Source organism: Streptomyces uncialis, from assembly GCF_001905345.1.
Lineage (GTDB): Bacteria > Actinomycetota > Actinomycetes > Streptomycetales > Streptomycetaceae > Streptomyces > Streptomyces uncialis.
Window position 1 is genome coordinate 465,057 of the sequence record NZ_LFBV01000003.1, and the last position, 23,879, is coordinate 488,935.

Annotated in this window: 9 protein-coding genes; 2 read left to right on the forward strand and 7 right to left on the reverse strand. The window is 74.2% G+C overall.

Annotated elements, in window-relative coordinates; genetic code table 11:
• Positions 1-93: 93 nt before the first annotated feature.
• Both AB852_RS15985 and AB852_RS15990 read left to right on the forward strand, forming a co-directional pair.
• Positions 94-3,762, forward strand: coding sequence for a beta-ketoacyl synthase N-terminal-like domain-containing protein (locus tag AB852_RS15985; RefSeq protein WP_143201240.1), 3,669 nt, complete (start codon positions 94-96; stop codon positions 3,760-3,762).
• Complete coding sequence (locus AB852_RS15990; RefSeq protein ID WP_073788609.1) at positions 3,759-4,919, forward strand: acyl-CoA dehydrogenase family protein; 1,161 nt, start codon at positions 3,759-3,761, stop codon at positions 4,917-4,919. The genes AB852_RS15985 and AB852_RS15990 overlap by 4 nt, the downstream gene beginning before the upstream one ends.
• Positions 4,920-4,978: 59 nt before the next feature.
• On the opposite strand, the gene AB852_RS15995 is transcribed toward AB852_RS15990, so the two are convergent.
• From AB852_RS15995 to AB852_RS16060, 7 genes are read right to left on the reverse strand one after another with little or no spacing between them, the layout of a single operon-like run.
• The gene (locus tag AB852_RS15995) at positions 4,979-5,740 is read right to left on the reverse strand and encodes a thioesterase II family protein (RefSeq protein ID WP_073788611.1); all 762 of its coding nucleotides are present in this window, start codon (positions 5,738-5,740) and stop codon (positions 4,979-4,981) included.
• Positions 5,737-6,816: an HAD-IIIC family phosphatase gene (locus AB852_RS16000; RefSeq protein ID WP_073788613.1), complete on the reverse strand. Its 1,080-nt coding sequence runs from the start codon at positions 6,814-6,816 to the stop codon at positions 5,737-5,739. Before AB852_RS16000 ends, AB852_RS15995 begins: the two co-directional genes overlap by 4 nt.
• Positions 6,813-7,967, reverse strand: coding sequence for an acyl-CoA dehydrogenase family protein (locus tag AB852_RS16005; RefSeq protein WP_079184643.1), 1,155 nt, complete (start codon positions 7,965-7,967; stop codon positions 6,813-6,815). Before AB852_RS16005 ends, AB852_RS16000 begins: the two co-directional genes overlap by 4 nt.
• Positions 7,964-8,227, reverse strand: coding sequence for an acyl carrier protein (locus AB852_RS16010; protein ID WP_073788615.1), 264 nt, complete (start codon positions 8,225-8,227; stop codon positions 7,964-7,966). Before AB852_RS16010 ends, AB852_RS16005 begins: the two co-directional genes overlap by 4 nt.
• 11 nt (positions 8,228-8,238) lie before the next feature.
• Positions 8,239-9,084 carry a 3-hydroxyacyl-CoA dehydrogenase family protein gene (locus AB852_RS16015; protein WP_073788617.1) on the reverse strand — a complete coding sequence of 282 codons (846 nt, stop codon included), beginning with the start codon at positions 9,082-9,084 and terminating at the stop codon, positions 8,239-8,241.
• Positions 9,085-9,139: 55 nt separating this feature from the next.
• A complete protein-coding gene (locus AB852_RS37875) occupies positions 9,140-18,343 on the reverse strand; it encodes a type I polyketide synthase (RefSeq protein WP_079184644.1) in 9,204 nt (3,067 codons plus the stop codon).
• A gap of 41 nt (positions 18,344-18,384) precedes the next feature.
• Positions 18,385-23,823, reverse strand: coding sequence for a type I polyketide synthase (locus tag AB852_RS16060; RefSeq protein WP_425444173.1), 5,439 nt, complete (start codon positions 23,821-23,823; stop codon positions 18,385-18,387).
• Positions 23,824-23,879 lie beyond the last annotated feature (56 nt).

Genomic DNA, 23,879 nt, shown 5'->3' on the forward strand with positions numbered 1-23,879 from the left:
GCGCCGGGGCCATGGGGCGCGGAACCCGGTGGACGGCCGTGTGGACGGCGGACCGATACGTGAGCGCACGAGCCAGTGGACCGGGAGGTCTCCGTGGAGGAAACCGCGTACGACTCAGCAGTGGCGCTCGTCGGCATGGCCGGACGCTTCCCCGGCGCCGACGACGTCGGTGCCCTGTGGCGCAATCTGCGGGCCGGGGTCAGTGGTCTGCGCCCCGTCACCGACGAGGAGCTCGACCGGGCCGGGGTGGACCCCGCGCTGCGCGCCGACCCGGCGTACGTACGGGTCGGCGGACCGGTGGACGGACTCGACCGGTTCGACGCGGCGGCCTTCGGGTTCAGCGCGCGCGAGGCGGAGACGATGGAGCCGCAGCACCGGCTGTTCCTCGAATGCTCCTGGGAGGCGCTGGAGCGCGCCGGGTACTGCCCGACCGAACCGGGCGTCCCTGTAGGGGTGTTCGCCGGTTGCGGCTTCCCCGACTACATGGTCGGGAACGTCTCCCATCTGGCGACGGAACGCGGCGCGGGGCAGCTCTTCGCCACCGGCAACGAACGGGACTCCCTGACCTCGCTGGTCTCGTACAAGCTGGGTCTGCGCGGGCCGAGTCTGACGGTGCAGACGTTCTGCTCGACCTCGCTCGTCGCGGTGCACCTCGCGTGCCAGAGCCTGCTGACGTACGAGTGCGACATGGCGCTCGCGGGCGGCGCCTATCTGCCGCTGCCCCAGCCGGCGGGCTATCTCCACGAGGAAGGCGGCATCCTCTCCCCCGACGGCCGGGTGCGCAGCCTCGGAGCGTCCGCGAACGGCACCGTCATGGGGTCGGGCGTGGGTGTCGTGACGCTGAAGCGGCTGGCCGACGCGCAGGCCGACGGTGATGTGGTCCACGCGGTGATCCTGGGCTCCGCCGTCAACAACGACGGCCGTGAGCGCGCCGGTTACGCCGCGCCGGGCGTCGAGGGACAGGCAGCCGTCGTCGGGACCGCGCTCGCCGTCGCCGGGGTGAAACCCGAGTCGGTCGGCTATGTCGAGTGCCACGCCGTGGGCACGGGGCTCGGGGACTCCATCGAGTTCGCCGCGCTCGGCCGGGTGTTCCGGACACCGTCCGGGACGCCGTGCGTGCTCAGCTCGGTGAAACCGTCCATCGGCCATCTCGACCGCGCCGCCGGTGTCACCGGACTGATGCGCGCCGCGCTGAGCCTGCGCCACGAGACGCTGCCGGGCACCGCGCACTTCGAGGCGCCGAACCCGACCCTCGCCTCGCTCGCCGACCGCTTCACGGTGCTCGCGCGGGACCGCCCCTGGCCGGCCGGTCCCGAACCGCGCCGCGCCGGGGTCAGCGCGTTCGGGGTGGGCGGCACCAACGCCCATGTGGTGCTGGAGCAGGCACCCGCGCGCGAGCCGCGCCCCGCGCCGCCCGGACCGCATCTGCTGACGTTCTCCGCGGGCGGCCCGCAGGCGCTCGACGCGCTCACCGAGCGGCTGCGGGCGCATCTCGACGAGCACCGCGAGGACGAGCTGGCCGATGTGGCGTTCACGCTCCAGATGTCGCGGGGCCGCTTCGCGCTGCGCCGCGCGGTCGTCTGCGCCGACCACGACGACGCGGTGGCCGCCCTCGCGGACCCCGCACGCCTGATCGACGGCGAGACCGTGCGCCGCGACCCGTGGGTACGGCTCACCCCGGGCGACGGCGTCCCCGACGCCTGGTGGTCCGAGCTGGCCGCGGCGGCGGACCGCCTCCTGACGGGCGGCGAAGGCGGGGGCGAGCGCACGGCCGGCCGGGACACCGCGCTCGCCGCGCTCGGCGGGGGGCTGTCCGGGGTCGGGGTGCGGGTGTGGTCCGACGGGGCCGTGGGCGCCACCGAGGAGGTCGTCGTCGCACCCGGTGGACGGACGGCCGCCGACTGGGTGCTGACCACGCTCGCGCGGCTCTGGCAGGCCGGTGCGAGCATCGACTGGGCCGCGCTGCACGCCGGGCGTGGCCGCCGTGTCGAGCTGCCCTCGTACCCGTTCCAGCGGTCGCGGCACTGGGTCGACGCCGAGCCGCCGCGGGAGCGGGGCGGTGCCCACCAGGGCGCCCCGGCGACCTTCCTGCCGGACTGGCGCCGCCGTCCGCTGCCGCTCACGGGCGTCGACGCGCGGCTGCGCGCCGCCGGACCCTGGCTGCTGCTCGCCGCCGACGCCCGGGGTGAGGCGCTGGGCGCGCGGCTGCTCCACGCGGGCGCCGAGGTCGTCACCGTCCGGCCGGGCGGGGGCTTCGCCGCGCACGACGACGGCGACTTCACCGTCCGGGCCGACTCGTCCGACGACCTCACCGCGATGCTGCGCTCCCAGCTCGTCACACCCCGCACGGTGGTGCACGGCTTCGCCCTGGCCCCGGACGGCGAGGACGGGGGCGGCCTCGCCTCCGCGCTCGCCGTGACCCGTGCGTACGCCGGGCGACCGGTCGCGCGCCCCGCGGCGCTCGCCCTGCTGACCTCGGGTGCCGTCGGCGTCGGCGGCACCGGCCCCGACCGTCCCGGGCACGCCGCGCTCGCGGCCTGGGCCACGCAGCAGCCGGACCCCTTCTGCCACCATGTCGACCTGGACGCGGGAGCCGACCCCGGGCAGGTGCTCGCCGCGCTGACGGTGCCGCACGAAGGGCCCGTCGCGGTCCGGGGCGACGAGGCGTGGGTGCGCTGCTACCAGCCCCACCCGCTCGCACCCGACGACGAGCACCCGTTCGCCGGGCCCGGCGAGACCGTCCTGATCACCGACGGGCTCGGCCCCACCGCGCTGCCCCTCGCGCTCCATCTGGCCCGCGCGCACGGCCCCCGGCTCGTCCTGACCACCCCCGTGCCGCTGCCGGACCGCGCGCACCGGGACCGGTTCGCCGACGACGACGGGCCCGTCGGACGCGCGGTCCGCGCCGTGGCCGCGCTGGAGGCGACCGGTGCCCCCCTGCTGGTGCTGCCCGTCCCGGCGGGGGACGAGGCCGCGCTGCGCGCGGCGGTCCGTGCCGCGGTCGACCGCTTCGGCTCCCTGGACGTGCTCGTCCACAGCGCGGGTCCGGACCCGGCGCCGGGTCCCGGCCTCCCGGAGGGGGTGCGGGCGGCCGTACGGGAGTTGCGGACGGTGATCCGGGTCGGCGCGGATCCCGCCGTCCGGCGGCGGGTGGTCCTCGCTCCGGCGGTGGCCGGGTCGGGCGCCGCGACCGCGGGCCCCTCCCCCGTGGGCGCCGCGCTCGCCGCGTACGCCGGTGCGGCGCGACCGCGCGGCGAGGGCCGGTGGACCGTCGTGACCCGGGACGCGGGCGACGACGGGGACCTGGGCGACACGGGCGAGCTGCTCGCACGGGCCGCCTCCGCCGGTCATCTCGCCGAGGTGATGCTCTCCACCCGGCCCCTGGCCGGGCGGTCGGTACTCGCGCCCGCCGACGGCCGGGCGGCGGACGCCGTCGTCGCCGACGAGGGGCCGAACCGTCCGCGCCCCGCGCTCGCCACCCCGTACGTGGAGCCCGCCGCCGGTCTCGAACGCACCGTCGCCGATCTCTGGGCCGCCGGTCTGGGACTGGACTCCGTCGGCGCCGACGACAACTTCTTCGAGCTCGGCGGGCGTTCCCTGGTGGCGGTCCAGCTCGCCCTGCGTGTCCGCGAGGCCCTGCGGGCCCCGCTGCCGTCGACAGCGCTCGTGGAACATCCGACGGTGCGTCTGCTCAGCGCCGAGATCACCGCACTGACCGGCGCCCGGAGCAGCGCCGACGACAACCGAGGACTTCCGCGATGAGAGAACCGGATCACCTCCGCACCGTGCAGCGCTTCGTACGGCGGGAACTGACGGGCCGGGAGAAGGAGCTCGACGTACCGGCCGACGTACCGCGGCCGCTCTACGGGCGGTTCGCCGCGACGGGTCTGATGAACTGGTGGCTGCCCGAGGAGCACGGTGGCCGCGGTCTGGGGCTGGAGGAGAGCGTACGGATCGTGTCGGCGCTCGCCTACGGCGACGCGGGCGTGGCCTTCTCGCTGTTCCTGCCGATCCTGGGGACCAGCATGGTCGACCGGTACGGCGGCGACGAGCTCCGGGCACGGGTCCTCGGTCCGCTCGCCGCGGAAGGCGGCTTCTGCGCCGCGCTCGCCAGCGAGCACGAGGCGGGCAGCGAGCTCGCCAGGACCGCGACGACCGTACGCGCGGACGGCGACAGCCTCGTCCTCGACGGGACGAAGGCCTTCGCCACGAACGCCGACCACGCGCGCTTCCTCGTCGTCATCGCCCGGTCCGCGGACGACCCCGACGCGTATCTCGCCGTCGTCGTGCCGCGCGACAACCCGGGCGTGAAGGTGGGGAAGCGGTGGGACGTCATCGGGCTTCGGTCGTCGGCGGCCCATGAGGTGACCCTGTCCGACTGCCGGGTGCCCGCGGCGAACGCGTTGCGCGGCAACGGTCTGCGGCTGCTGGAGACCGGTCTCAGCGCGAGCCGGATACTCATCGCCACCACCGCGCTGGGTATCGCACGCCGTATCCGTGACCTGTGCATGGACTACGCGAGGACGAAGACGGTCAAGGGCGCGCCGCTGGCCTCGAACGCGGTGTTCGCGGGGCGGCTCGGGCAGTTCGAGACGCTGATCGACGTGATGGCGAACCAGTGCCTGGCCGCCGCCCGTGAGTACGACGCCGTCGCCGCGCGGCCGGACGCCGCCGAGGAGTTCCTGCGGCAGGGCACCCTCAAGTCGGCGATGACCACGAAGATGTTCTGCGGCCAGAGCGGCTGGCGGATCGCCTCGGAGGCGTCGGAGATGTTCGGCGGTCTCGGCTACACCCATGAGGCCGCCATCGGGAAGCTGGTGCGCGACATGCGGTACGTGTCCCTCTTCGAGGGCGGTGACGACGTACTGCGCGAGCTGGTGTACCACCGTCATGTGGTGCCGGTGTCCAAGCGGTCCTGACGTTCGGCGCGCACTGCGGGCCCGGCCCCCGGGAGGGGCCGGGCCCGCTGTCCGTGCGGTCAGACGCCGAGCGCCTGGCGGAGGAACGCCTGGGTGGCGGAGGGCTGTTCGAGGACCGCGAAGTGCCCGCCTTCCAGGGTGTGCGAGGTGAAGCCGTGGACGGTCTGTTCGCGCCAGTCGGCCACGGAGTGCACGGGGACCCGCGCGTCGGCGGTCGCCGCGAGCGCGGTGACGGGCACGGTCAGCGGTGGGGCCGGCCGGTAGTGGTAGCTCTCCCGGACGGCGAAGTCGGCGCGGAACGGCGGCAGGATCATCCGCAGGACCGCCGGGTCGGCCAGCAGCCAGTCGGGGGTACCTCCTATGACGCGCAGCATCTCCACCACCTGCGCGTCGTCCATCGTGGCCACCGACGGGCGTTCGACGTCGTCGTCCCACTGCGGCGCCGGGGAACCCGACACGATCAGCCGCACCGGGTCGCGGCCACCGCGCCTGCGGATCTCCCGCAGCAGCTCGAAGCCGACGAGCGCGCCGAGGCTGTGCCCGTAGACCGCGTAGGGCTCGTCGCCCGCGTCGCCGAGGACGACCTCGGCGAGCTGGTCGACCAGGGTCTCCATGCGGGTGTGCGGTGCCTCGCCGAGCCGGGTCTCCCGGCCGGGCGGCTGGAGGGGGCACACGGCGACCGGTCCCACCCGCCCCGCCCAGGCGCGGAAGGCGGAGGCCGAACCACCCGCGTGCGGAAGGCAGTAGAGCCGGGGGCGGCCCTCCGGCGCGCCGTACGGCAGCCAGCGGCTCACCGGTGAGGTCGCGGTGGTCGCGGTCATCCGGGAAGCACCTCCAGCGCGACATAGCCGGGCGGTGCCTGGAGCTGCGACAGATCGGCGGCCAGTTCCACCTGGTCGCCGTCGCGGGCGACCTCGCGGAAGCCGCTGAACGCGTAGGTGATCTGCATCATGCGGTTCCTGCCGGTCTCCACGAAGTCCGCGCGCAGCCCCGCTCCGGCGTCCCGGGCCAGCCCCATCACATGGCCGAGCAGTACGGTGCCGACCCCGCGCGACATGACCCGGCACGACATCAGCATCATCCGCAGCCGCCAGTCGGGCGTGCCCGTGCCGACGAGCACCAGGCCGATCTTGCCGTAGCTGCCGTACCGGTCGGTGAGCGACGCGACGAGCAGCAGATGGTCCGGGGACTCGCGCAGCGCGTCGAGTTCGTCGTACGAGTACGTTCGGCCCGTCGAGTTGAGCTGATTGGTGCGGACGGTCAGCTCCTCGGCGCGCTGAAGGTCCTCGCGCCGGGCGGGGGCGATGGTGAACGTCATGTCCAGCCCGGCGAGGAACTCCTCGTTGGTGCCGACGAACCCGGTCTCCAGGTCGTCCCTGGCGAGCTGGCCTCGGTACATCCCGCGCCGCTGCGCCGACTCGTCGGTGACGAACCGCGGACTGAACTCGGGCCGGGCCAGGGCCTCTTCCAGCGCGGCCACGTCCACACAGGTGACCTCGGGCAGGGCGTACGCCACCTCGGCGAGTTCGAACTCCTGGTCGTCCACGAAGGCGAACGCGTCGAGGCCGAGGTTGAGCTTGGCCGCGATCTGTTCGACCGAGGCGGACTTGGCGTTCCAGGAGATCCGCGGGTACAGGAACATCTCGTCCAGGCCGAACTCCCGCAGCTTGGCCATCGCCGTGTCGTGGTCGTTCTTGCTGGCGACGGAGTGCAGCACGCCCAGCGCGTCCAGCCGGTGGATCTGCTCCACCACGGCGGGGCGCACGGTCACCTCGTCGTCCTCCAGCAGGACCCCGTCCCAGACGGTGTTGTCGAGGTCCCACACCACGCATTTGATCCGGCCCCGTACGGGTTTCTCCGGCGGGGCGGGGCGCCGGGTGTCCGCGTTCGTCGTCATCGCACCCACTCCTGGTACGCCTCACCGGCGATGGTGATGCGCTGGATCTCGTTGCTGCCCTCGATGATCTCCATGACCTTGGCGTCCCGGTAGAGCCGGGCCACCGGGTACCGCGTGCCGCAGCCGTTCGCGCCGTGGACCTGGACGGCCTCCGCCGCGTGCCGGGCCGCCGCGGTGGACGCGAAGTACTTGGCGACCCAGGTCGCCATGATGGTGGCCGGGTCCCCCTCGTCCTTGAGGCGTCCCGCCTCGGCGCACAGCAGCCGTGCCGCGCGCAGATCGGTGACCATGTCGGAGAGCTTCGCGCGGATCAGCGGCAGGTCCCGCAGCAGCGAACCGGCGACGGTGCGCCGCGAGGTGTACGCGGCGCACGCGTCGACACAGCGCTGGATGATGCCGACGGAGCCTGCGGCGACGCTGTACCTGCCCAGGTCGAGGGTGCCCGTGAGCAGCATCCCGGAGGCGAAGCCGCTCGGGCCGAGCAGGGCGTCGGGGCCCAGCGCCACCTCGGAGAAGCTGATCTCGGCGAGCATGGAGGCCCGGGTGCCGAGCATGTCCTCGATCGGGGTGACGCGCACTCCCGGTGTGTCGCGCGGGACGAGCAGGGCGACGGTGGACACCGGGCCCCGCGCGAACACCAGGAACAGATCGGCGCGCTGTCCGTTGGTCGTCCACTTCTTGACCCCGGACAGCACCCAGCCGCCGTCCCTGGGGGTGGCGGTGGTGGTCAGGGAGTCGGTGTCGCTTCCGGTGCCGGGTTCGGAGAGGCAGAACGCGCCGAGGGTGCGGCCGGTGGCGAGCTCGCGGCCCCACCGGTCGAGCTGTTCCGGGCTGCCCCAGCGCCGCAGTGCCCAGGACACCATGGTGTGCACGGTGAGCAGGCTGCGTACGGACGAGCAGCCCCGGCCCACCTCCTCGTGGATCGCGCCCAGGGTCACCATGTCGGTGTCCGCGCCGCCGAGCGAGGCCGGCAGGAACGGGGCCCACAGGCCCGCTCCGGCGATCCGGTCGAGCAGTTCGTCCGGCAGGGTGCCCGCGCGGTCGTACTCCTCGGCGTACGGCACGATGTGCTCGTCGACGAACGCCCGTGTCGTCAGGCGGTCGGGGGCGGCGCGGTCGGCCGGTGGGGGTGCCGTCAGCGGGCCGGTCATCGGTGGCCGCCCGCGGGGGTGGCCGCGAGCAGACGGTCGACGAGCTCCGTGATCGCCTTCACCGTGCGGAAGTTGTCGATCCGCAGCTCGCTGTTGGGCACCGTGACGGCGAAGGTCTTCTCGACGTGCATCACGAGCTCCATCGCGAAGAGGGAGTTGATGTAGCCGAGCGAGAAGATGTCCTCGGTCTCGGTGATCGGGGCCTGGGGGAACCGTCCTTCGATGAACGTCCGGATGCGGTCCGCGGTGGTGTCGCCCATGTCCGTTCTCCTCAGCTGTCGTAGGTGTAGAAGCCGCGGCCGGTCTTGCGGCCGTGCAGTCCCGCGTCGGTCATCTGCTTGAGCAGCGGGCAGGGCCGGTACTTGCTGTCGGCGTAGTGGTCGTACAGGACCTCGACGCTGTAGAGGATCGTGTCGACACCGATCAGGTCGGCGGTCTCCAGCGGGCCCATCGGATGGCCGAAGCAGCCGCGGAAGACCTCGTCCACGGACTCCGCCGTGGCGACGCCCTCATGGACGAGGAACGCCGCCTCGTTCACGGTCAGCATCAGGACGCGGTTGGAGACGAAGCCGGAGGCGTCCTTGACGTCGATCGCGTTCTTGCCGATCCCGCGCAGCAGTTCACGGGTCAGCTCGACGGTCCCGGGCGAGGTGTGGAAGCCGGGGATCAGCTCCACGACGGGCTTGGCGGGCACCGGGTTCATGAAGTGCACCCCGATGACCCGTTCGGGGTGGCGCCCCACCGCGGCGACCTTGGTGATAGGGATCGCGGAGGTGTTGACGACCAGGACGGCCGGCGGCGGGCAGATCTTGTCGAGCATCGTATGGACCTCGTGCTTGATCTCCCAGTTCTCCGTGACGTTCTCCACGACGACGGCCGCCCCGGCGAGCGCGTCCAGGTCCACCGTGGTGGTGATCCTCGCGAGGATCTCCTCCGGGTCCAGGGCGGGCCCGCCCATCAGGCGGCTCATCCGGCAGTTGCGGGTGATGGTCTCCCGCGCCGTACCGAGGATGTCCTCGTCCTTGTCGACAAGGACGACATCGTGTCCGTACTGCGCGAAGTTCTGGGCTACCCCGACACCCATGACACCCGCGCCCACTACGCCGATGAGGGTCATGACCTCTCCGTTCTCCGTGTCCGTGCTGGTCGGCTGTGTGCTGTTGTCCGTCGTCTCACGAGGTGCGGCGCCTGGCCGCGGCGGCCTTGATCGCGGAGCGGCGCAGTCGCCCTTGCGCGCCGCTGTCGCGGCCCGCGGGTGTGTCGGGGCCGGGGTCCGTCCCGTTCGGGGCGTCCACGACCTTCGCGAGCGCCGCGACGGTCGGCGCCTCGTGGAGGATGTGCGGCGGCAGTTCGGTGCCGGTGAACTCCGCGCGCAGCGAGGCCAGCAGGGAGATACCGAGCAGGGAGTTGCCGCCGAGTTCGAAGAAGTTGTCACCGGCGCCCACCCGTTCGAGGTGCAGGGCGCGGCACCAGATGGCGGCGATCCGCTCCTCGGAGCCGGGCGAGGGCTCCTGGAACGGGGTGACGAGTTCGGGCCGGGGATGGCGTTCGCCCGTCGTGCCCCGTGCTGCCGGGGCGGTCACCGCGTCGACGGTGAACCCGGTGCTGAAGCGCACCATCGTCGCCAGGTCCTGGGTGGACACCACGACCCGGCTCCCGCCGGTGGCCAGGGCGCGCAGCAGGGTGCGCCAGCCTTCCTCGAAGCCGATGCCGAATGTGGCGCGGTGGTCGCGGAAGAAGGTCCGCAGCTCGTCGTCGTAGCCGCCGAGTCCGTCGTCCCACGCGTTCCATGTCCACTCGCCCCAGTCGACGGCGAGCACCCGGCGGCCCGGCGCGGACAGCTGGGCCGCGTGGGCGTCGAGGTAGGCGTTGGCCGCCGCGTAGTCGACCTGGCCCGGTCCGCCGCCGGTGGCCGAGGTGATCGAGGAGAACAGCACCAGGAAGTCGAGGGGCACCTCGTCGTCGTGGCCGAACCGCAGGGCCTCGGCGATCGCGGTACTGCCCGCGACCTTCGGCGCCAGTACGTTCGCGGCGTCTTCCGGTCGCCGGAACTGCATCAGCCCGGTGCCCGGGACCCCGGCCGCGTGCAGGACGCCGTGCAGCGCCCCGAACCGGGCACGGGCCACCTCGACGGCACGCCGTACGTCGCCCGGGTCCGCCACGTCACCGGTGACGATCTCGACCTCGGCGCCCAGGGCGATGATGTCGAGCACGCGGCGCACCCGGTCGCGGGTGGTGTCGTCGGCGGGTTCGGCGCCCGACGCGATGGCGTCCCAGCGTTCGCGCGGCGGCAGTCCGCGGCGGCCGAGGAGGACCAGCCGGGCGCGGCGTTCGCGGGCCAGCTGCCCGGCCAGGCCGAGCGCGATGCCACCGAGGCCGCCGGTGATCAGATAGACGCCCCGCTCACGGAGCACGGTCCTGGCCGCGTCGAGCGGCTCGGGTACCACCGTGTCGTAGCCGCACACCCAGCGGTGTGCGCCGCGCAGCGCGACCGTCTGTTCCGTCCGGGGGCGGCGCAGTTCGGCGACGACACGGCCGGCCGGGGTGGTGGGCTCCACGTCGATCAGACGGGTGGTCACCGTCGGGTATTCGAGCGGGATGACCAGGGCGGGTCCCATGACGGTCGCAGCGGCGGGACGGGCCTCGGCGCCGGTCAGCACCTGCTGGGTGCCCGCCGAGACGATGTCGAGTGCCCAGCCGTCCAGGGAGAGCTCGCACGCGGCGCGGGCCAGGGCGACCAGGCTGTGCAGTCCGAGGGCCATGGTCCGCGGGTCGCCGCCGGGCGCGTCGTCGAGGGTCCACAGATGGACCACGCGCTCCAGTGCCACCCCGTCGGCGCGCAGCGCGCGCAGCAGGGCGAGCGCGTCGTCCACCTCGCCGGGCCGGAGGGTGAAGCCGTCCGGGCCGGCGCGGAACGCCGTACCGGGTCTGGCGACGACGAGTGCGGCGCCGTCGGACCCGGCCGCGGCCCGCAGCCCGGCGAGCACGGCGTCGGCGGCGCCCGCCGTCGAGTAGACCAGCCAGGAGGCGGGTTGCCGCGTGGCGGCCGGGGGCGGCGCGCTCTGCCGCCACACGGGCAGATGGAGCCACTTCTCCTCCGGCTGCCGGGGCACCCGGTCGAGGTCGGCGAAGGTGGTGGGTTCGGCGGGTACGGCGGAGGTGTCCGCGGGGGGTGCGGTGGTGGCCGGGTCGATCCAGTACCGCTGGCGTTCGAAGGGGTACGTGGGCAGCGGAATGCGGCCGGGGGCCACGTCGTACGGGGCCTCGGTGGCCGTGCCCCTGCCGTGGTAGGCGGCCCAGTCGATGTCCACGCCGGTCAGCCACAGCCGGGAGAGGCTCTCGGTGAGCACCTCGTCCGCCGGACGCGGGTCGGAGGCGCCGGGGAGCGTCGCCGTGATCAGCGGCCAGCGGTCCGGGGGGCAGCCCGCGGCGCGGATCAGGGCGGACAGCGACTGGCCGGGCCCGATCTCGACGACCGCGGCCCCGGGGTCGGCCAGCAGCACCTCGGCTCCGGCCGTGAACCGCACCGTCGCGCACATATGGCGCGCCCAGTAGCCGGGGTCCGTGACGAGGTCGGCGTCCGCGACGGCGCCCGTCACATTGGAGACGTACGGCAGTGTCGGCGGGCGGAGCGTGATGTTCGCCGCGATCCAGTCGGTCAGTTCCCCGGCGAGGGGCGCGAGCATCCGGGAGTGGAACGCGTGCGTGGTGCGCAGCGGCCTGGCGGCGGTCCCGGCCCGGGTGAGGTCGTCCGTGAGCTGTGCCATCGTCCGGGTGGGGCCCGCGACGACGACCGTCCCGGGGCCGTTGACCGCCGCGATGTCGAGCCCGCGCCCGGTGAGGCCGAAGCGGCTCTCCAGTTCCCCGGCGGGGAGCGGGACGACGGTCATCGCGCCGGGCTCGACCGTGCTGATCAACCGGGCGCGGTGGGCGACCAGCCGCAGCGCGTCGTCCAGCGACAGCACACCGGAGAGGGTGGCCGCCACGTACTCGCCCAGGCTGTAGCCGAGCATCATCGAGGGACGCACGCCCCAGGCCGTCAGGGTGGCCGCCAGCGCGTACTCCACGGCGAACAGCAGCGGCTGGGCCACCTCCGTCCGGTCGAGCTCGGCGGCGCGCGGGTCGGTGGTGGTGGCGCGGCCGAGCAGCGCGGCGAGATCGTCGCCGCCGCCGCGCGCGCCGGTCAGCAGACCGAGGGCGTCCACATCCGGGATCTCGTCGGCCAGGCGCTCCAGGCAGCTGTCGAGGTGCGTGCGGAACACCGGTTCACGCCGGTACAGCTCGCCGACGAGGCCGGGGTACTGCTCTCCGACACCGGTGAACAGGAAGGCGACCGGGCGGCCCTGTGCCGCGTCGGTGCGTACCGAGGGCGGGGTGGCGTCGTCGGCGCCGGTCAGCGAGGCGACGGCCGCCCCGACGCTCGGCACGACCGCGGCGCGCCGGTGCTCGAAGACCTTGCGTCCCTCCTGGAGGGTGAACGCCACATCGGCGAGCCGGGCGTCCGGCACGGTCCGCAGATGTTCGCCCAGCCGCCGGGCGGCCGTGTCCGCGGCGGTCGCGGTGCGCGCCGACAGGGGCAGCACCTGGAAACGCCGGGCGGTGTCCGGGTCGTCGGGTCCCGGCCCGGGGCGCCGCGGCGGTTCCTCGACCACCATGTGCACGTTGGTGCCTCCCATCCCGAGCGAGTTGAGGCCCGCGACCCGCGGCCGGCCCGTGGGCGCGGCCCACGGCTTCAGCTCGGTGTTGACGTAGAACGGGCTGTTCGCGAAGTCGATCTCGGGGTTGGGGGTGGTGAAGTGCAGCGTCGGCGGGATCAGCCGTTCGCGCAGCACCATCGAGGTCTTGATGAGCCCCGCGGTACCCGCGGCCCGGTCCAGATGGCCCACATTGGTCTTCACGGAGCCGATCGGGCAGTACTGGCGTTCCGCCGTGGTGCCGAACGCCCGGGTCAGCGCGGCCACTTCGATCGGATCGCCGAGCGGGGTGCCGGTGCCGTGCGCCTCGACGTAGCCGATGTCCTCGGCGCAAACGCCCGCGTCGGCCATCGCGGCGGCGATCACCCGGGCCTGGCCCGTGACGCTCGGCGCGGTGAACCCGACCTTGAGGGCGCCGTCGTTGTTCATCGCGGAGCCCCGGACGACCCCCCACACATGGTCGCCGTCGCGCAGCGCGTCGGAGAGCCGCTTGAGGACGACGACGGTCGCGCCGTCGCCGAACATCGAGCCGCGCGCCTTCGCGTCGAAGGTGCGCACATGCCCGTCGGGGGACTCCATACCGCCCTGGGTGTACAGATGGCCCGTCCGGTCGGGGACGCGGATCGACACCCCGCCGGCGAGCGCCATCTCGCATTCGCCGGAGCGCAGGCTCTGCACGGCCAGATGCGCGGCGACCAGGGAGGTCGAGCAGAACGTCTGGACCGCGACGCTGGGACCGTGCAGGTCGAACAGATAGGAGACGTTGGTGGTGAGGGAGTCCTTCTCGTTGCCGATGGCGATCTCGAACTGGGACACGTCGTCGCCCAGCCGGTCCTTCATCCCGAGCAGATAGGTGCTGATGTGCGTACCGCCGAAGACACCAACCCGGCCCCGGTTGTCGGGCCGGGCGTAGCCCGCGTGCTCCAGTCCTTCCCAGCAGACCTCCAGGAAGAGGCGCTGCTGCGGGTCGGTGAGCGCGGCCATGCGCGGGCTCATGCCGAAGAACGCCGCGTCGAAGCCGGTGATGTCGTCCAGGACGGGGCGGGCGGCGACATAGGCGGGATCGGCGAGCCGTTCGGCGGGGACACCGGCCTCCGCCATCTCCTCGGGCGAGAAGAACGTGATCGACTCGACGCCGTCGCACAGGTTGCGCCAGAAACGGCCGACATCGGCGGCGCCGGGGAAGCGGCCGCCCATGCCGACGATCGCGATACGGCGGTCCAGCTCCTCCTCCGGCACCGGTTCCGGCCGGGGGTCCGTCCGGGGTGTCCGCTGCCCGGCGGACGCCTCAGCAGCGGTGTCGGACACCGGCACCTCAGTGGTGCTGACGGCCGCCCTCGGGATCTCGGCGGCGTCGGCCACGGGAGCGGAGGGCACCGCAACGGCTGATGCTGGCAAGGGTGTTGAGCTGACGGGAGCGGCCGAGGTGCGGGCGAGATCGATCGCGGTGCCGAGCGCGCGGACGGTCGGCGCCTCGAACAGCGTCACCGTGGGCAGGCTCACGCCGAACCGCTTCTTGACCAGGCCCAGCAGATGCGGCACGAGCAGCGAAGTGCCGCCCAGGTCGAAGAAGTTGTCACGGGTTCCGACCGGGTCGATGCCGAGGACATCGGTCCACAGCTCCGCCAGGGCGCGTTCGGTGGCACCGAGCGCCGGGGTGTAGGGCTGCGGCAGTTCGGGGCGCGGGTGCCGGATGACCGCGTGCGACACCGGGGCGGTGACGCCCGTGGCGGGCCTCGGAAGACGGCCGTCCAGGTCCCCGACGGCGACGACCACGGCGGTCGGACGCCGCGCCACCAGCCGGTCGAGCGCGTCCAGCGCCTCCGCGTCGCTCATCGAGTACGTGACGAGGCTCGCGCCGATCCCGCCGTCGAGCTTGTCGAGCGTGCAGGCCCAGGTGTCCCAGCCGGCCGAGATCCAGCGGGTACCGCCGGGCGAGAGGTGTCCGCCGAACGCCGCGAGGGCCGCGTTCGAGGCGGCGTAACCGCCGAAGGTCACCCCGCCCAGCAGGGCGGAGGTCGAGGAGAACAGGACGCACCAGTCGGGGGCCCGGTCCGCGGGCAGCTCGTCGATCGTCGCGGCGAGCACCCGGGCGCCCTCGGTCTTCGCCCCGAAGTGCCGGGCGACGGTCGGCTCGTCCAGGTCGCGCAGCGGCCGGAACGTGTCGGTGCCCGTGTCGGCCGCTGCGTGCAGGACTCCGTCGACGCGAGCCCCGGCGAACAGTTCGCGCATCGCGGCGGCGTCGGTGACGTCCACCCGGGGCGTGGTGATCTCGGCCCCGAGCGCGCGCAGCCGGTGTACGGCGGCGCGGCGCGGGTCGTCGGGGTCGTCCGGCAGTCCGCGGCGGCTGGTGAGCACGACCCGGGCGGCGCCCTGGGCGACCAGATGTGCGGCGATGACGAGTCCGACGTCACCGAGTCCGCCGGTGATCAGATAGGTGCCGCCGGTCCGGACCGCGGGCGCGTCGGCGGGTACGTCACCGGCCTCCGTGGCCGTCTCGCCCGTACCGGTGGCCATGTCGCCGGTGTCCGCCGCCACATAGGCGGGTGTCCAGCGCCGCTCGCCCCGGTGGGCGACCAGCATCGCGTCGGACGGGCCGCGCAGTTCGGCGGCGAGGACGGCGGCGGCGGTGTCCACCGGGTACGCGGGGTCGAGGTCGACGCAGCGGCTGTCCAGGTCGAGGTACTCCTGGTTGGCGACGACCGGCAGTACGGCGACCGCCGCCTGGGCCGGGTCCGCGCTCCCCGCTCCGTCGACACCCTGGCCGCCGCGGGTCACCACGACGACGCGGCAGTCGTCCCCGCCCGCCGCGCCCCACCCGGCGAGCGTCCGTGACACGGCGTGGACCGCGCGACCGCTGTCACCGGGTCCGGTGTGGTCGAGCGCCGTCAGGTCCACGACGGTGACCGCGCCCTCGCCGCGCACGGCGGCGGGGTCCGTGGTCCCGCTGTCACCGCGCAGGGTCAGCACGTCGGCGCCGTCCGCGCGCAGCAGGGTGGCGAGCGCGTCCGCGGTCCCGGTGGCGTCGGCGACCAGCACGAACCGCCCCGTGCCGCCAGGGCCGGACACGGGCTCCGCCGGTGTCCACCGCTGGGTGAGCAGCCGTACGGACGTATCGGCCGTGCGGTCCGCCGCCGGAGCCGCCGGAGCCGTCACGGGCTCGGACGTGGCGGGCGGGTCGATCCAGAAGCGCTCCCGCTGGTACGGGTACGCGGGCAGCCCGGTCAGTGTCCCCTCGCCCTGCCGCAGCGCCGTCCAGTCCAGGGGGAGGCCGAGTTCCCAGAGCCGCCCCGCGGTCTCCAGCACCCGGGCCCGCCCGTCGCCGTCACCGTCGGCGGGCGCGGACAGGACGACGGGTGCCCGGTCGGCTCCGGAGGTCCGCCGTACGGCGCCGCCGAGCGGGCCGGTGCCCAGCTCGACACAGATGTCCACCCCGTGCTCCGCGCAGGTCCGCGCCACGGCGGCGAACCGGTCCGGGCCGTCGCCGGGTTCCGGCCGGTGCGACGGGTCGGCCGTGGGGGCGCTCGTCAGGACGGCGCCGGTGGCGGCCGAGACGACGGTGGGGCCCGGGGTCTCGCGCGCCTGCGGGGCGGGGGTCGCCCCGTCCGGGGACGGGGTGGCCGCGCCGTCGAGGAGACCGGACCGCGCGGCCACCAGCCGCAGCGCGCCGTCGAGGGTGAGCAGTCCGGCCAGGCAGGCGGCGGCGTACTCGCCGGTGCCGTGGCCGACGAGCACGTCCGGGGTGACGCCCTGGTGCGCGAGCAGCCGGGCGAGCGCGTACTGGGTGGTGAACAGCGCGAGCGGGACGAGGTCCCCGGCGCCGTCCGGCGCGCTGTTCCCCGTACCCTCGTCGGTGCCGTCCGTGACGCCGCCGCCGAACAGGGCGGGCCGCAGGGCGGCGCCGCACATCTCGGCCACGAGCGCCACGCACCGGTCCACCGCGGCGGCGAACTCCGGTTCGCTCTCGTACAGTTCGCGTCCGGCGTCCCGGGTCCGGCCGGTGTCACCGTCGTCGGGGAGCAGGAAGGCCACGGTGGGCCGCTTCCTGGCGCCGCGTACCCCGGGCGCCCCGGCCGCCGCCGCGAGGCGGGCGACCGCGTCGGTGGTGCTGGTGGCGACCACGGCGCGGCGGTACTCGTGTGCCGCGCGGCCCGTCTGGAGGGTGAACGCCACATCGGCGACACGGACGCCTTCCGCGCCCGCGGCCATCCGGGTCAGCTGCGCGCCGAGCGCGGCGCCGTCCGCCGCCGACACCGGCAGCAGGTGCGCCCTCGCGCGGGCGCCGTCCCGGGGCGGGGCGGCCGGTTCCGGCGCGGGAGCCGCTTCGAGCACCACATGCGCGTTGGTGCCCGACCAGCCGAAGGAGCTGACCCCGGCGATCCGCGGTTCGTCGCCGTCGGGCAGCGGGGTCACTCCGGCCGCGGGGCGGACCGTGTCGCAGGCGAGGACGGCCTCGGCGGGGACCGTCATGTTCAGGTTCGGCGGGACGACGCCCCGTTCGAGCACGAGCACGGCCTTGATCAGCCCGGCCACGCCCGCCGCGGCCTGGGTGTGACCGATGTTGGTCTTCACCGCGCCGACGTGCAGGGCCTGTTCGCGCTCCCCGGCGGCGAACACGTCCTGCAACGCGCCGAGTTCGATCCCGTCGCCGAGCGGGGTGCCCGATCCGTGCGCCTCGACATAGGCGACCTGGTCGGGCGAGGTCCGCGCGGCCGAGAGGGCGCGGCGGATCACATCGACCTGGGCCGCGCGGTTCGGCGCGGTGAGACCGTTGCTGCGGCCGTCCTGGTTGACGGCGGAGCCGCGGAGCACCGCGCGGACACGGTGTCCCGCCTTGATCGCGTCGGACAGCCGGGCGAGGACGACGAGTCCGCCGCCCTCGCCGAGCACATAGCCGTCGGCGCTCGCGTCGAACGTCTTGCAGAGTCCCGTGCGCGACAGCATGGAGGTGGCGCAGCCGTGCACGTACAGGTCGGGCTGCATGGCGAGGAATCCGCCGCCCGCCAGCGCGAGATCGCACTCGCCGCGCCGCAAGGCCTCGCCCGCCAGATGCACGGCGACCAGCGAGGACGAGCAGGCGGTGTCCAGGGCGAGCGCGGGGCCGCGCAGATCGAAGCGGTGGGCGAGCCGCCCCGCCACGACGCTCGCGGAGGTGCCCTGGCCCATGTACGGGTCGCTGTAGACGCCGGGGCCCTGCCGGTCCGCTTCGAGGCGCCCGTACTGGAGGGTGTCGGAGAAGCCGACGAGCACGCCCGTGCGGCTGCCCGCGAGTTCCGGCGCGGGTGTGCCGGCGTCCTCCATGGCCTCCCAGGCCAGCTCCATCAGGAGCCGTTGCTGGGGGTCCATGCGCAGCGCCTCGCGCGGGGGGAACCCGAAGAACCGGGCGTCCCATCCGGTGATGTCGGACAGGAAGGCGCCCCGGCGGGTGTACACCCCGTGTTCGGTCCACGGGTCGAGGTCGAAGCGCCCGTCGGGCACCTCGTCGACCACCGCGCTGCGGCCGGTGCGCAGCAGGTCCCAGTAGGCGTCGACGCTGTCGGCGCCGGGGAACCGGCAGGCCATGCCGATGACCGCGATGGGCTCGTCCCTGCGTGCCTCGGCCTCCGCGAGCCGACGGCGGGTGTCCGTCAGTTCGACCGTCACCCGCTTCAGGTACTCGCGGAGCTTGTCCTCGCCGACCATGTGTGAACCCCTATGTATTCGTGTGCGTGGGAAGCCGCGGGTCAGAGCTGCTTGTCGATGAAGGCGAAGATCTCCTCGTCGGTCGCGGCGTCGAGTTGTGCCGCGTCGGCGCGGGCGGCGGTGCCCATGCCGTCGAGGGCTGCCTGGAGTGCCGCCGCCACCCGTGCCCGCTCGTCGGCGTCCGCGTCCGCGAGCCGGGGGACGATCCGGTCGAGCGCCTCGCGGAGCAGGTCGGTCACGGACGGGGCCGACGAGGCGAGTTCGGCGACGAGCCGGTCCGCGAGCTGGGCGACCGTCGGATGGTCGAAGACCAGCGTGGCGGGGAGCTGGAGACCGCTCTCGGCGTTGAGCCTGTTCCGCAGCTCCACCCCGGTGAGGGAGTCGAAGCCCAGCTCGCTGAACGTCCGGTCCACGTCGATGTCCGAGGCGGACCCGTGCGCGAGCACCCGGGCCACCTGTGCCCGGACGTAGTCGACGGTCACCGGGCGGGCCTCCTCCCGGGAGAGTCCGTCGAGGCGTTCGGCGAGACCGGCGGACACGGGCGCGGCCGTGCTGTCCGTCCTGCGCGCGACCCGGACCAGGCCGCGCAGGACCACGGGCACCTCGCCGCCGTCCTCCGCGTGGGCGCGCAGCGCCGTGCGGTCCCAGCGGGCGGCCACCACGAGGGGGTCGCCCCCGGTCTCGCGGACGGCGGCGTCGAAGAGTTCGAGGCCCTGTTCGGCGGTCAGCGCCGTCACCCCGGAGCGGGCGAGGCGGACCTCGTCGGCGGCGGTGAGCCCGGCGCCCATCCCGGAGGGGGTGGCCCACAGCCCCCAGGCGACGGAGAGCGCGGGCAGTCCGGCGGCCCGCCGGTGGGCGGCGAGTGCTTCCAGGAACCCGTTGGCCGCCGCGTAGTTGCCCTGTCCCGCGTTGCCGAGGACGCCCGCGATGGACGAGAACAGCAGGAAGCTCCGTACGGGCATTCCGGCCGTCAGTTCGTGGAGCAGCCAGGCCGCGTCGACCTTCGGGCGGAAGACCGTGTCGATCCGCTCGGGTGTCAGTTTCTCCAGCATGGTGTCGTCGAGCACACCGGCCGCGTGGACGACCGCGGTGAGCGGCTTGTCCCCGGGCAGGGACGCCAGCAGTTCGGTGAGCGGGCCGCGCTCGGACACATCGCAGGCCGCGACCCGGACCGAGGCGCCGAGCTCCTCCAGGCTCCGGACGAGCTCGCGCGCGCCGTCCGCCTCGATGCCCCGGCGTGAGGTCAGCAGCAGATCGCGGACCCCCGACCGCTCGACCAGGCGGGTCGCGACGAGCGCTCCGAGCCCGCCCGTGCCGCCGGTGACGAGCACCGTGCCCGTGCCGAGGTCCGGCGCCGGATCGGGGGCCGGGGAGCGGCGTGCGACGCGCGGTACGCGCAGGGCGCCGTTCTCGACCAGGCACTGCCACTCCCCCGCGGCCATCGCGGCGGCCAGCAGGGAGCGGTCGGTGGCGGAGTCCGCCCTCGCGTCGGCCAGCGCGAACCGGCCGGGGTGCTCGATCGCGGCGGCCCGCACCAGGCCCCAGACGGCTCCGGCGGTCAGGGAGCGGTGGCCGGCCAGGAACACGACCCGGCAGTCCGCGAGCCGGTCGTCGGCGAGGTGGCGCTGCATGATGTCCAGGGCGTGGCCGGTGACCGCGCGTACGGCGGCGGGCACATCGGCGTCGGCATCGGCGTCCGCGTCCGCGCAGGGGACGGCCACGAACGCGGGCCGGGCGCAGGTCCCCGCGTCCACGGCGGCGGCCAGCTCCTCGAAGGTCGCGTAGCCGGGCAGTCCCGGTACGGGCTCCCCGACCACCGCCCAGCGGGCCGTGCCGTCGGGGGTGGCGAGGGGGAAGGGGGTCCAGTCGAGTCCATGGAATCCGGCGGGGCCCGCGGCGCCGCCCATCGAGGCGACGAGCGAGGCGACCGACACGGGGCGCACCCGCAGTTCACCGATGGTGAGCACCTCGGTGCCCGAGGCGTCGGCGGCCTCGACGGTGAGCCCGTCGGGTCCCGCCGGGGTCAGCCGCACCCGCAGCGCCGAGGCGCCCCGGGTGGCGAGCCGCACCCCTCCGAAGACGAACGGCAGCCGCAGTTCCGTGCCGTCGCCCTCGAAGAGGTACGGGTGGAACGCCGCGTCGAGGAGTGCCGGATGGAGGCCGAACCCCTCGTTCCGGGCGTCGGCCACCACCTCGACCTCGGCGTACAGTTCGTCGCCCTTGCGCCAGGCGGCGGTGACACCGCGGAACGCGGGTCCGTACGCGTAGCCCAGCTCGGCGAGCCGGTCGTAGGCGCCGTCGAAGGTGACGGGCACCGCGTCGGCGGGCGGCCATGCCTTCGCCCAGGGGACCGGGGCGGCGGCGGACGGGGCCGCCGAGAGGGAGCCGGAGGCGTGGGTCGTCCAGGTGTCGTCGCCGTCGGCGCGGGAGTACACCCGCACCGAACGGTCGGTGCCGTCCACCGCGACCTGGAGCGACAGGGCGCCCTCGGCCGGCAGGGTCAGCGGTGCCTCGAAGGTCAGCTCGTCCACCCGGTCGAACCCGGCCTGGCCGCCGGCCTCCAGCACCAGGTCGAGCAGGGCGGCTCCCGGTACCACCACGACACCGCCGATCACATGGTCGGCGAGCCACGGCAGATCGGCGAGCGCCAGCCGTCCGGTCGCCACCACACCGCCGTCGGCGGCGACATCGACCGCGGCGGCGAGCAGCGGGTGGGTGGATTCCCGCAGTCCCGCGGCGGTGATCCCGCCCCGCGCGGGCGGGGCGATCAGCCAGTAGCGTTCGCGGTCGAAGGCGTACGTCGGCAGGTCGACGGCCCTTCCGCCGGGCGCCGCCGCGGTCCAGTCGACGTCGTTGCCGGTCACGAACGCCTCGGCCAGGCAGGCGAGCAGCGCCTCGGGCTCCCCGTACCCCTTGCGGTAGGTGGCCGCCACGGTCGCCGTCGTGTCGGGCAGGCATTCGCGGACCATCCCCGACAGCACGGGGCGCGGGCCGAGTTCGAGGTAGGTGCCGGTGTCCGCGTTCGCCAGACGGTCGACCATCGGGCCGAACCGGACGGTGTTCCTGATCTGGTCCGTCCAGTAGGCGGGGTCGGACCATGACCGGTCGGAGCCCAGGTTCGTCTCGTGGTCCAGTCGGGGTTCGTGGAAGGTGAGGGCCGTCAGCCCGGCGGCGAACCCGTCGAGCATCGGCTCCATCAGCGGCGAGTGGAAGGCGTGGCTGACATCGAGGCGGCGGGTGCGCCTGCCGCGCTCGCGCCATCGCCCGGCCACGGCGAGGCAGGTTTCCTCGTCGCCCGAGAGCACCACACCGGCGGGGCCGTTGACGGCCGCCACGTCCACCAGGTGGCCGATGCCGTCGAGTTCGGGGAGCACCTCGTCGTAGGACGCGGCCACGGCGACCATCGCTCCGCGCGCGGGCAGGGCCTGCATCAGCGCGCTGCGCGCGGTGATCAGTCTGGCGGCGTCGGCCAGGTCCCACACCCCGGCGAGGTGGGCGGCGGCGATCTCGCCGACGGAGTGGCCCGCCACCCGGTCCGGGGTCACGCCGAAGGAGGTGAGGAGACGGAAGAGCGCCACCTGGTAGGCGAACAGGGCCGGCTGGGTGTAGTAGGTCCGGTCGAGCAGTTCGGCGTCCGCGCTGCCCTCGGCGGCCCACATGACCTCGCGCAGCGGGCGGTCGAGATGCGGGTCGAGCGCGGCGCACACCTCGTCGAGGGCGGCGGCGAAGACCGGGAAGGCGCGGTACAGGTCGCGTCCCATACCGGGGCGCTGGCCGCCCTGTCCGGTGAAGAGGAAGGCCGTGCGCGGCCCGCCGCGTGCGGTACCGACGGCGACGGGGGTGCCGGGGCGGTCGTCGAGGTGGCCCGCGAGGGCGTCGAGCAGTTCCGCGCGGGTGGTCCCCCATACGACGGCGCGGTGGTCGAAGCGGGCGCGGCTGGTGGTGAGCGAGTGGGCCACGTCCACGGGGTGGACCGTCCCGTCGGCGGCGACCCGGTCGTACAGCCGCCGCACCTGTTCGCGCAGGGACGCCGCGGTCCGCCCGCTGATCGCCCACGCGGTCGTGGTGTCCGGTCGGGGCGCCGTCCCGGCGGGGTCGGGCGGGGTGTCCGCGGGCTCTTCGAGGACGACGTGCGCGTTGGTGCCGCTGATCCCGAACGACGACACGGCGGCCCGGCGGGGTTCGTCGCCGCGGCGCTCCCAGGGGCGCGCTTCGGTGAGGAGTTCCACCGCGCCGGACGCCCAGTCCACATGGTGGGAGGGTTCGGAGACGTGCAGGGTGCGCGGCATCACGCCGTGCCGCATCGCCATGAGCATCTTGATGATGCCCGCGACGCCCGCCGCAGCCTGGGTGTGCCCGATGTTCGACTTCGCGGAGCCGAGGCGCAGCGGCCGGTCGGCGGGCCGGTCGCGGCCGTAGGTCGCGAGGATGGCGTGCGCCTCGATCGGGTCGCCGAGGGGTGTGCCCGTGCCGTGGGCCTCCACCACGTCGACGTCCTGGGTCTCCAGCCGCGCGTCGGCGAGGCTCTGGAGGATGACCCGTTCCTGGGAGGGGCCGTTGGGCGCGGTCATGCCGTTGCTCGCGCCGTCCTGGTTGACGGCGATCCCCTTGATGACGCCGTGCACCCGGTGGCCGTTGCGCCGCGCGTCGGAGAGCCGTTCCAGGAGCAGCACGCCCGCGCCCTCGGCCCATACGGCGCCGTCGGCGTCGGTGGAGAACGACTTGCAGACGCCGTCGGGGGCGAGCGCGCGCTGCCGGGAGAACGCCACGAACGAGTCGGGGGTCGCCATCACCGTGATGCCGCCCGCGAGGGCCGTGGCGCACTCACCGCCGCGCAGCGCCTGCACGGCGAGGTTGATGGCGACCAGGGACGACGAGCACGCGGTGTCGAGGGTGACCGCGGGCCCTTCCAGGCCGAAGGTGTACGCGACCCGGCCCGACAGGACGCTGGGGGCGCTGGAGATCAGCAGGGTGCCGTCCATGTCGTCGGGCATCCGCCCGAGGAACTGCGTCGAGTAGTAGTCGTACATCATCCCGGTGTAGACGCCGGTTCTGCTGCCGCGCGCCGACGCCGGATCGATGCCGGCGCTCTCGAACGCCTCCCAGCTGATCTCCAGGAGCAGCCGGTGGTGGGGGTCGGTCGCGAGGGCGTTGCGCGGGCTCATCTGGAAGAAGGGGGCGTCGAACTCGCCGGCGTCGTGCAGGAACCCACCGCGCCGGGTGTAGGTGGTGCCCGGCTTCTCGGGGTCGGGGTCGTACAGCTTCTCCAGGTCCCAGCCCCGGTCGGTGGGGAAGGCGCCCACGCCCTCCCGCCCGTCCTCGACAAGGTCCCAGAGGTCCTGGGGGCCGTTCACCCCGCCGGGGTAGCGGCAGGCCATGCCGATGACGGCGATGGGTTCGTGCTTGCGGGCGTCGTTCTCCGCCAGGCGGCGGCGGGTGTCGGCGAGGTCCAGGGTCGCCCGCTTGAGATAGTCACGCAGTCTGTCTTCGCCGGCCATCGCTGCATCCCTCGCGTCAGAGTCGGTTGTCGATGAAT

Coding starts and splice junctions, on each gene's coding strand:
- AB852_RS15990 (WP_073788609.1), top strand. CDS start 3,759: ATGAGAGAACCGGATCACCTCCGCACCGTGCAGCGCTTCGTACGGCGG.
- AB852_RS15995 (WP_073788611.1), bottom strand. CDS start 5,740: ATGACCGCGACCACCGCGACCTCACCGGTGAGCCGCTGGCTGCCGTAC.
- AB852_RS16000 (WP_073788613.1), bottom strand. CDS start 6,816: ATGACGACGAACGCGGACACCCGGCGCCCCGCCCCGCCGGAGAAACCC.
- AB852_RS16005 (WP_079184643.1), bottom strand. CDS start 7,967: ATGACCGGCCCGCTGACGGCACCCCCACCGGCCGACCGCGCCGCCCCC.
- AB852_RS16010 (WP_073788615.1), bottom strand. CDS start 8,227: ATGGGCGACACCACCGCGGACCGCATCCGGACGTTCATCGAAGGACGG.
- AB852_RS16015 (WP_073788617.1), bottom strand. CDS start 9,084: ATGACCCTCATCGGCGTAGTGGGCGCGGGTGTCATGGGTGTCGGGGTA.
- AB852_RS37875 (WP_079184644.1), bottom strand. CDS start 18,343: ATGGTCGGCGAGGACAAGCTCCGCGAGTACCTGAAGCGGGTGACGGTC.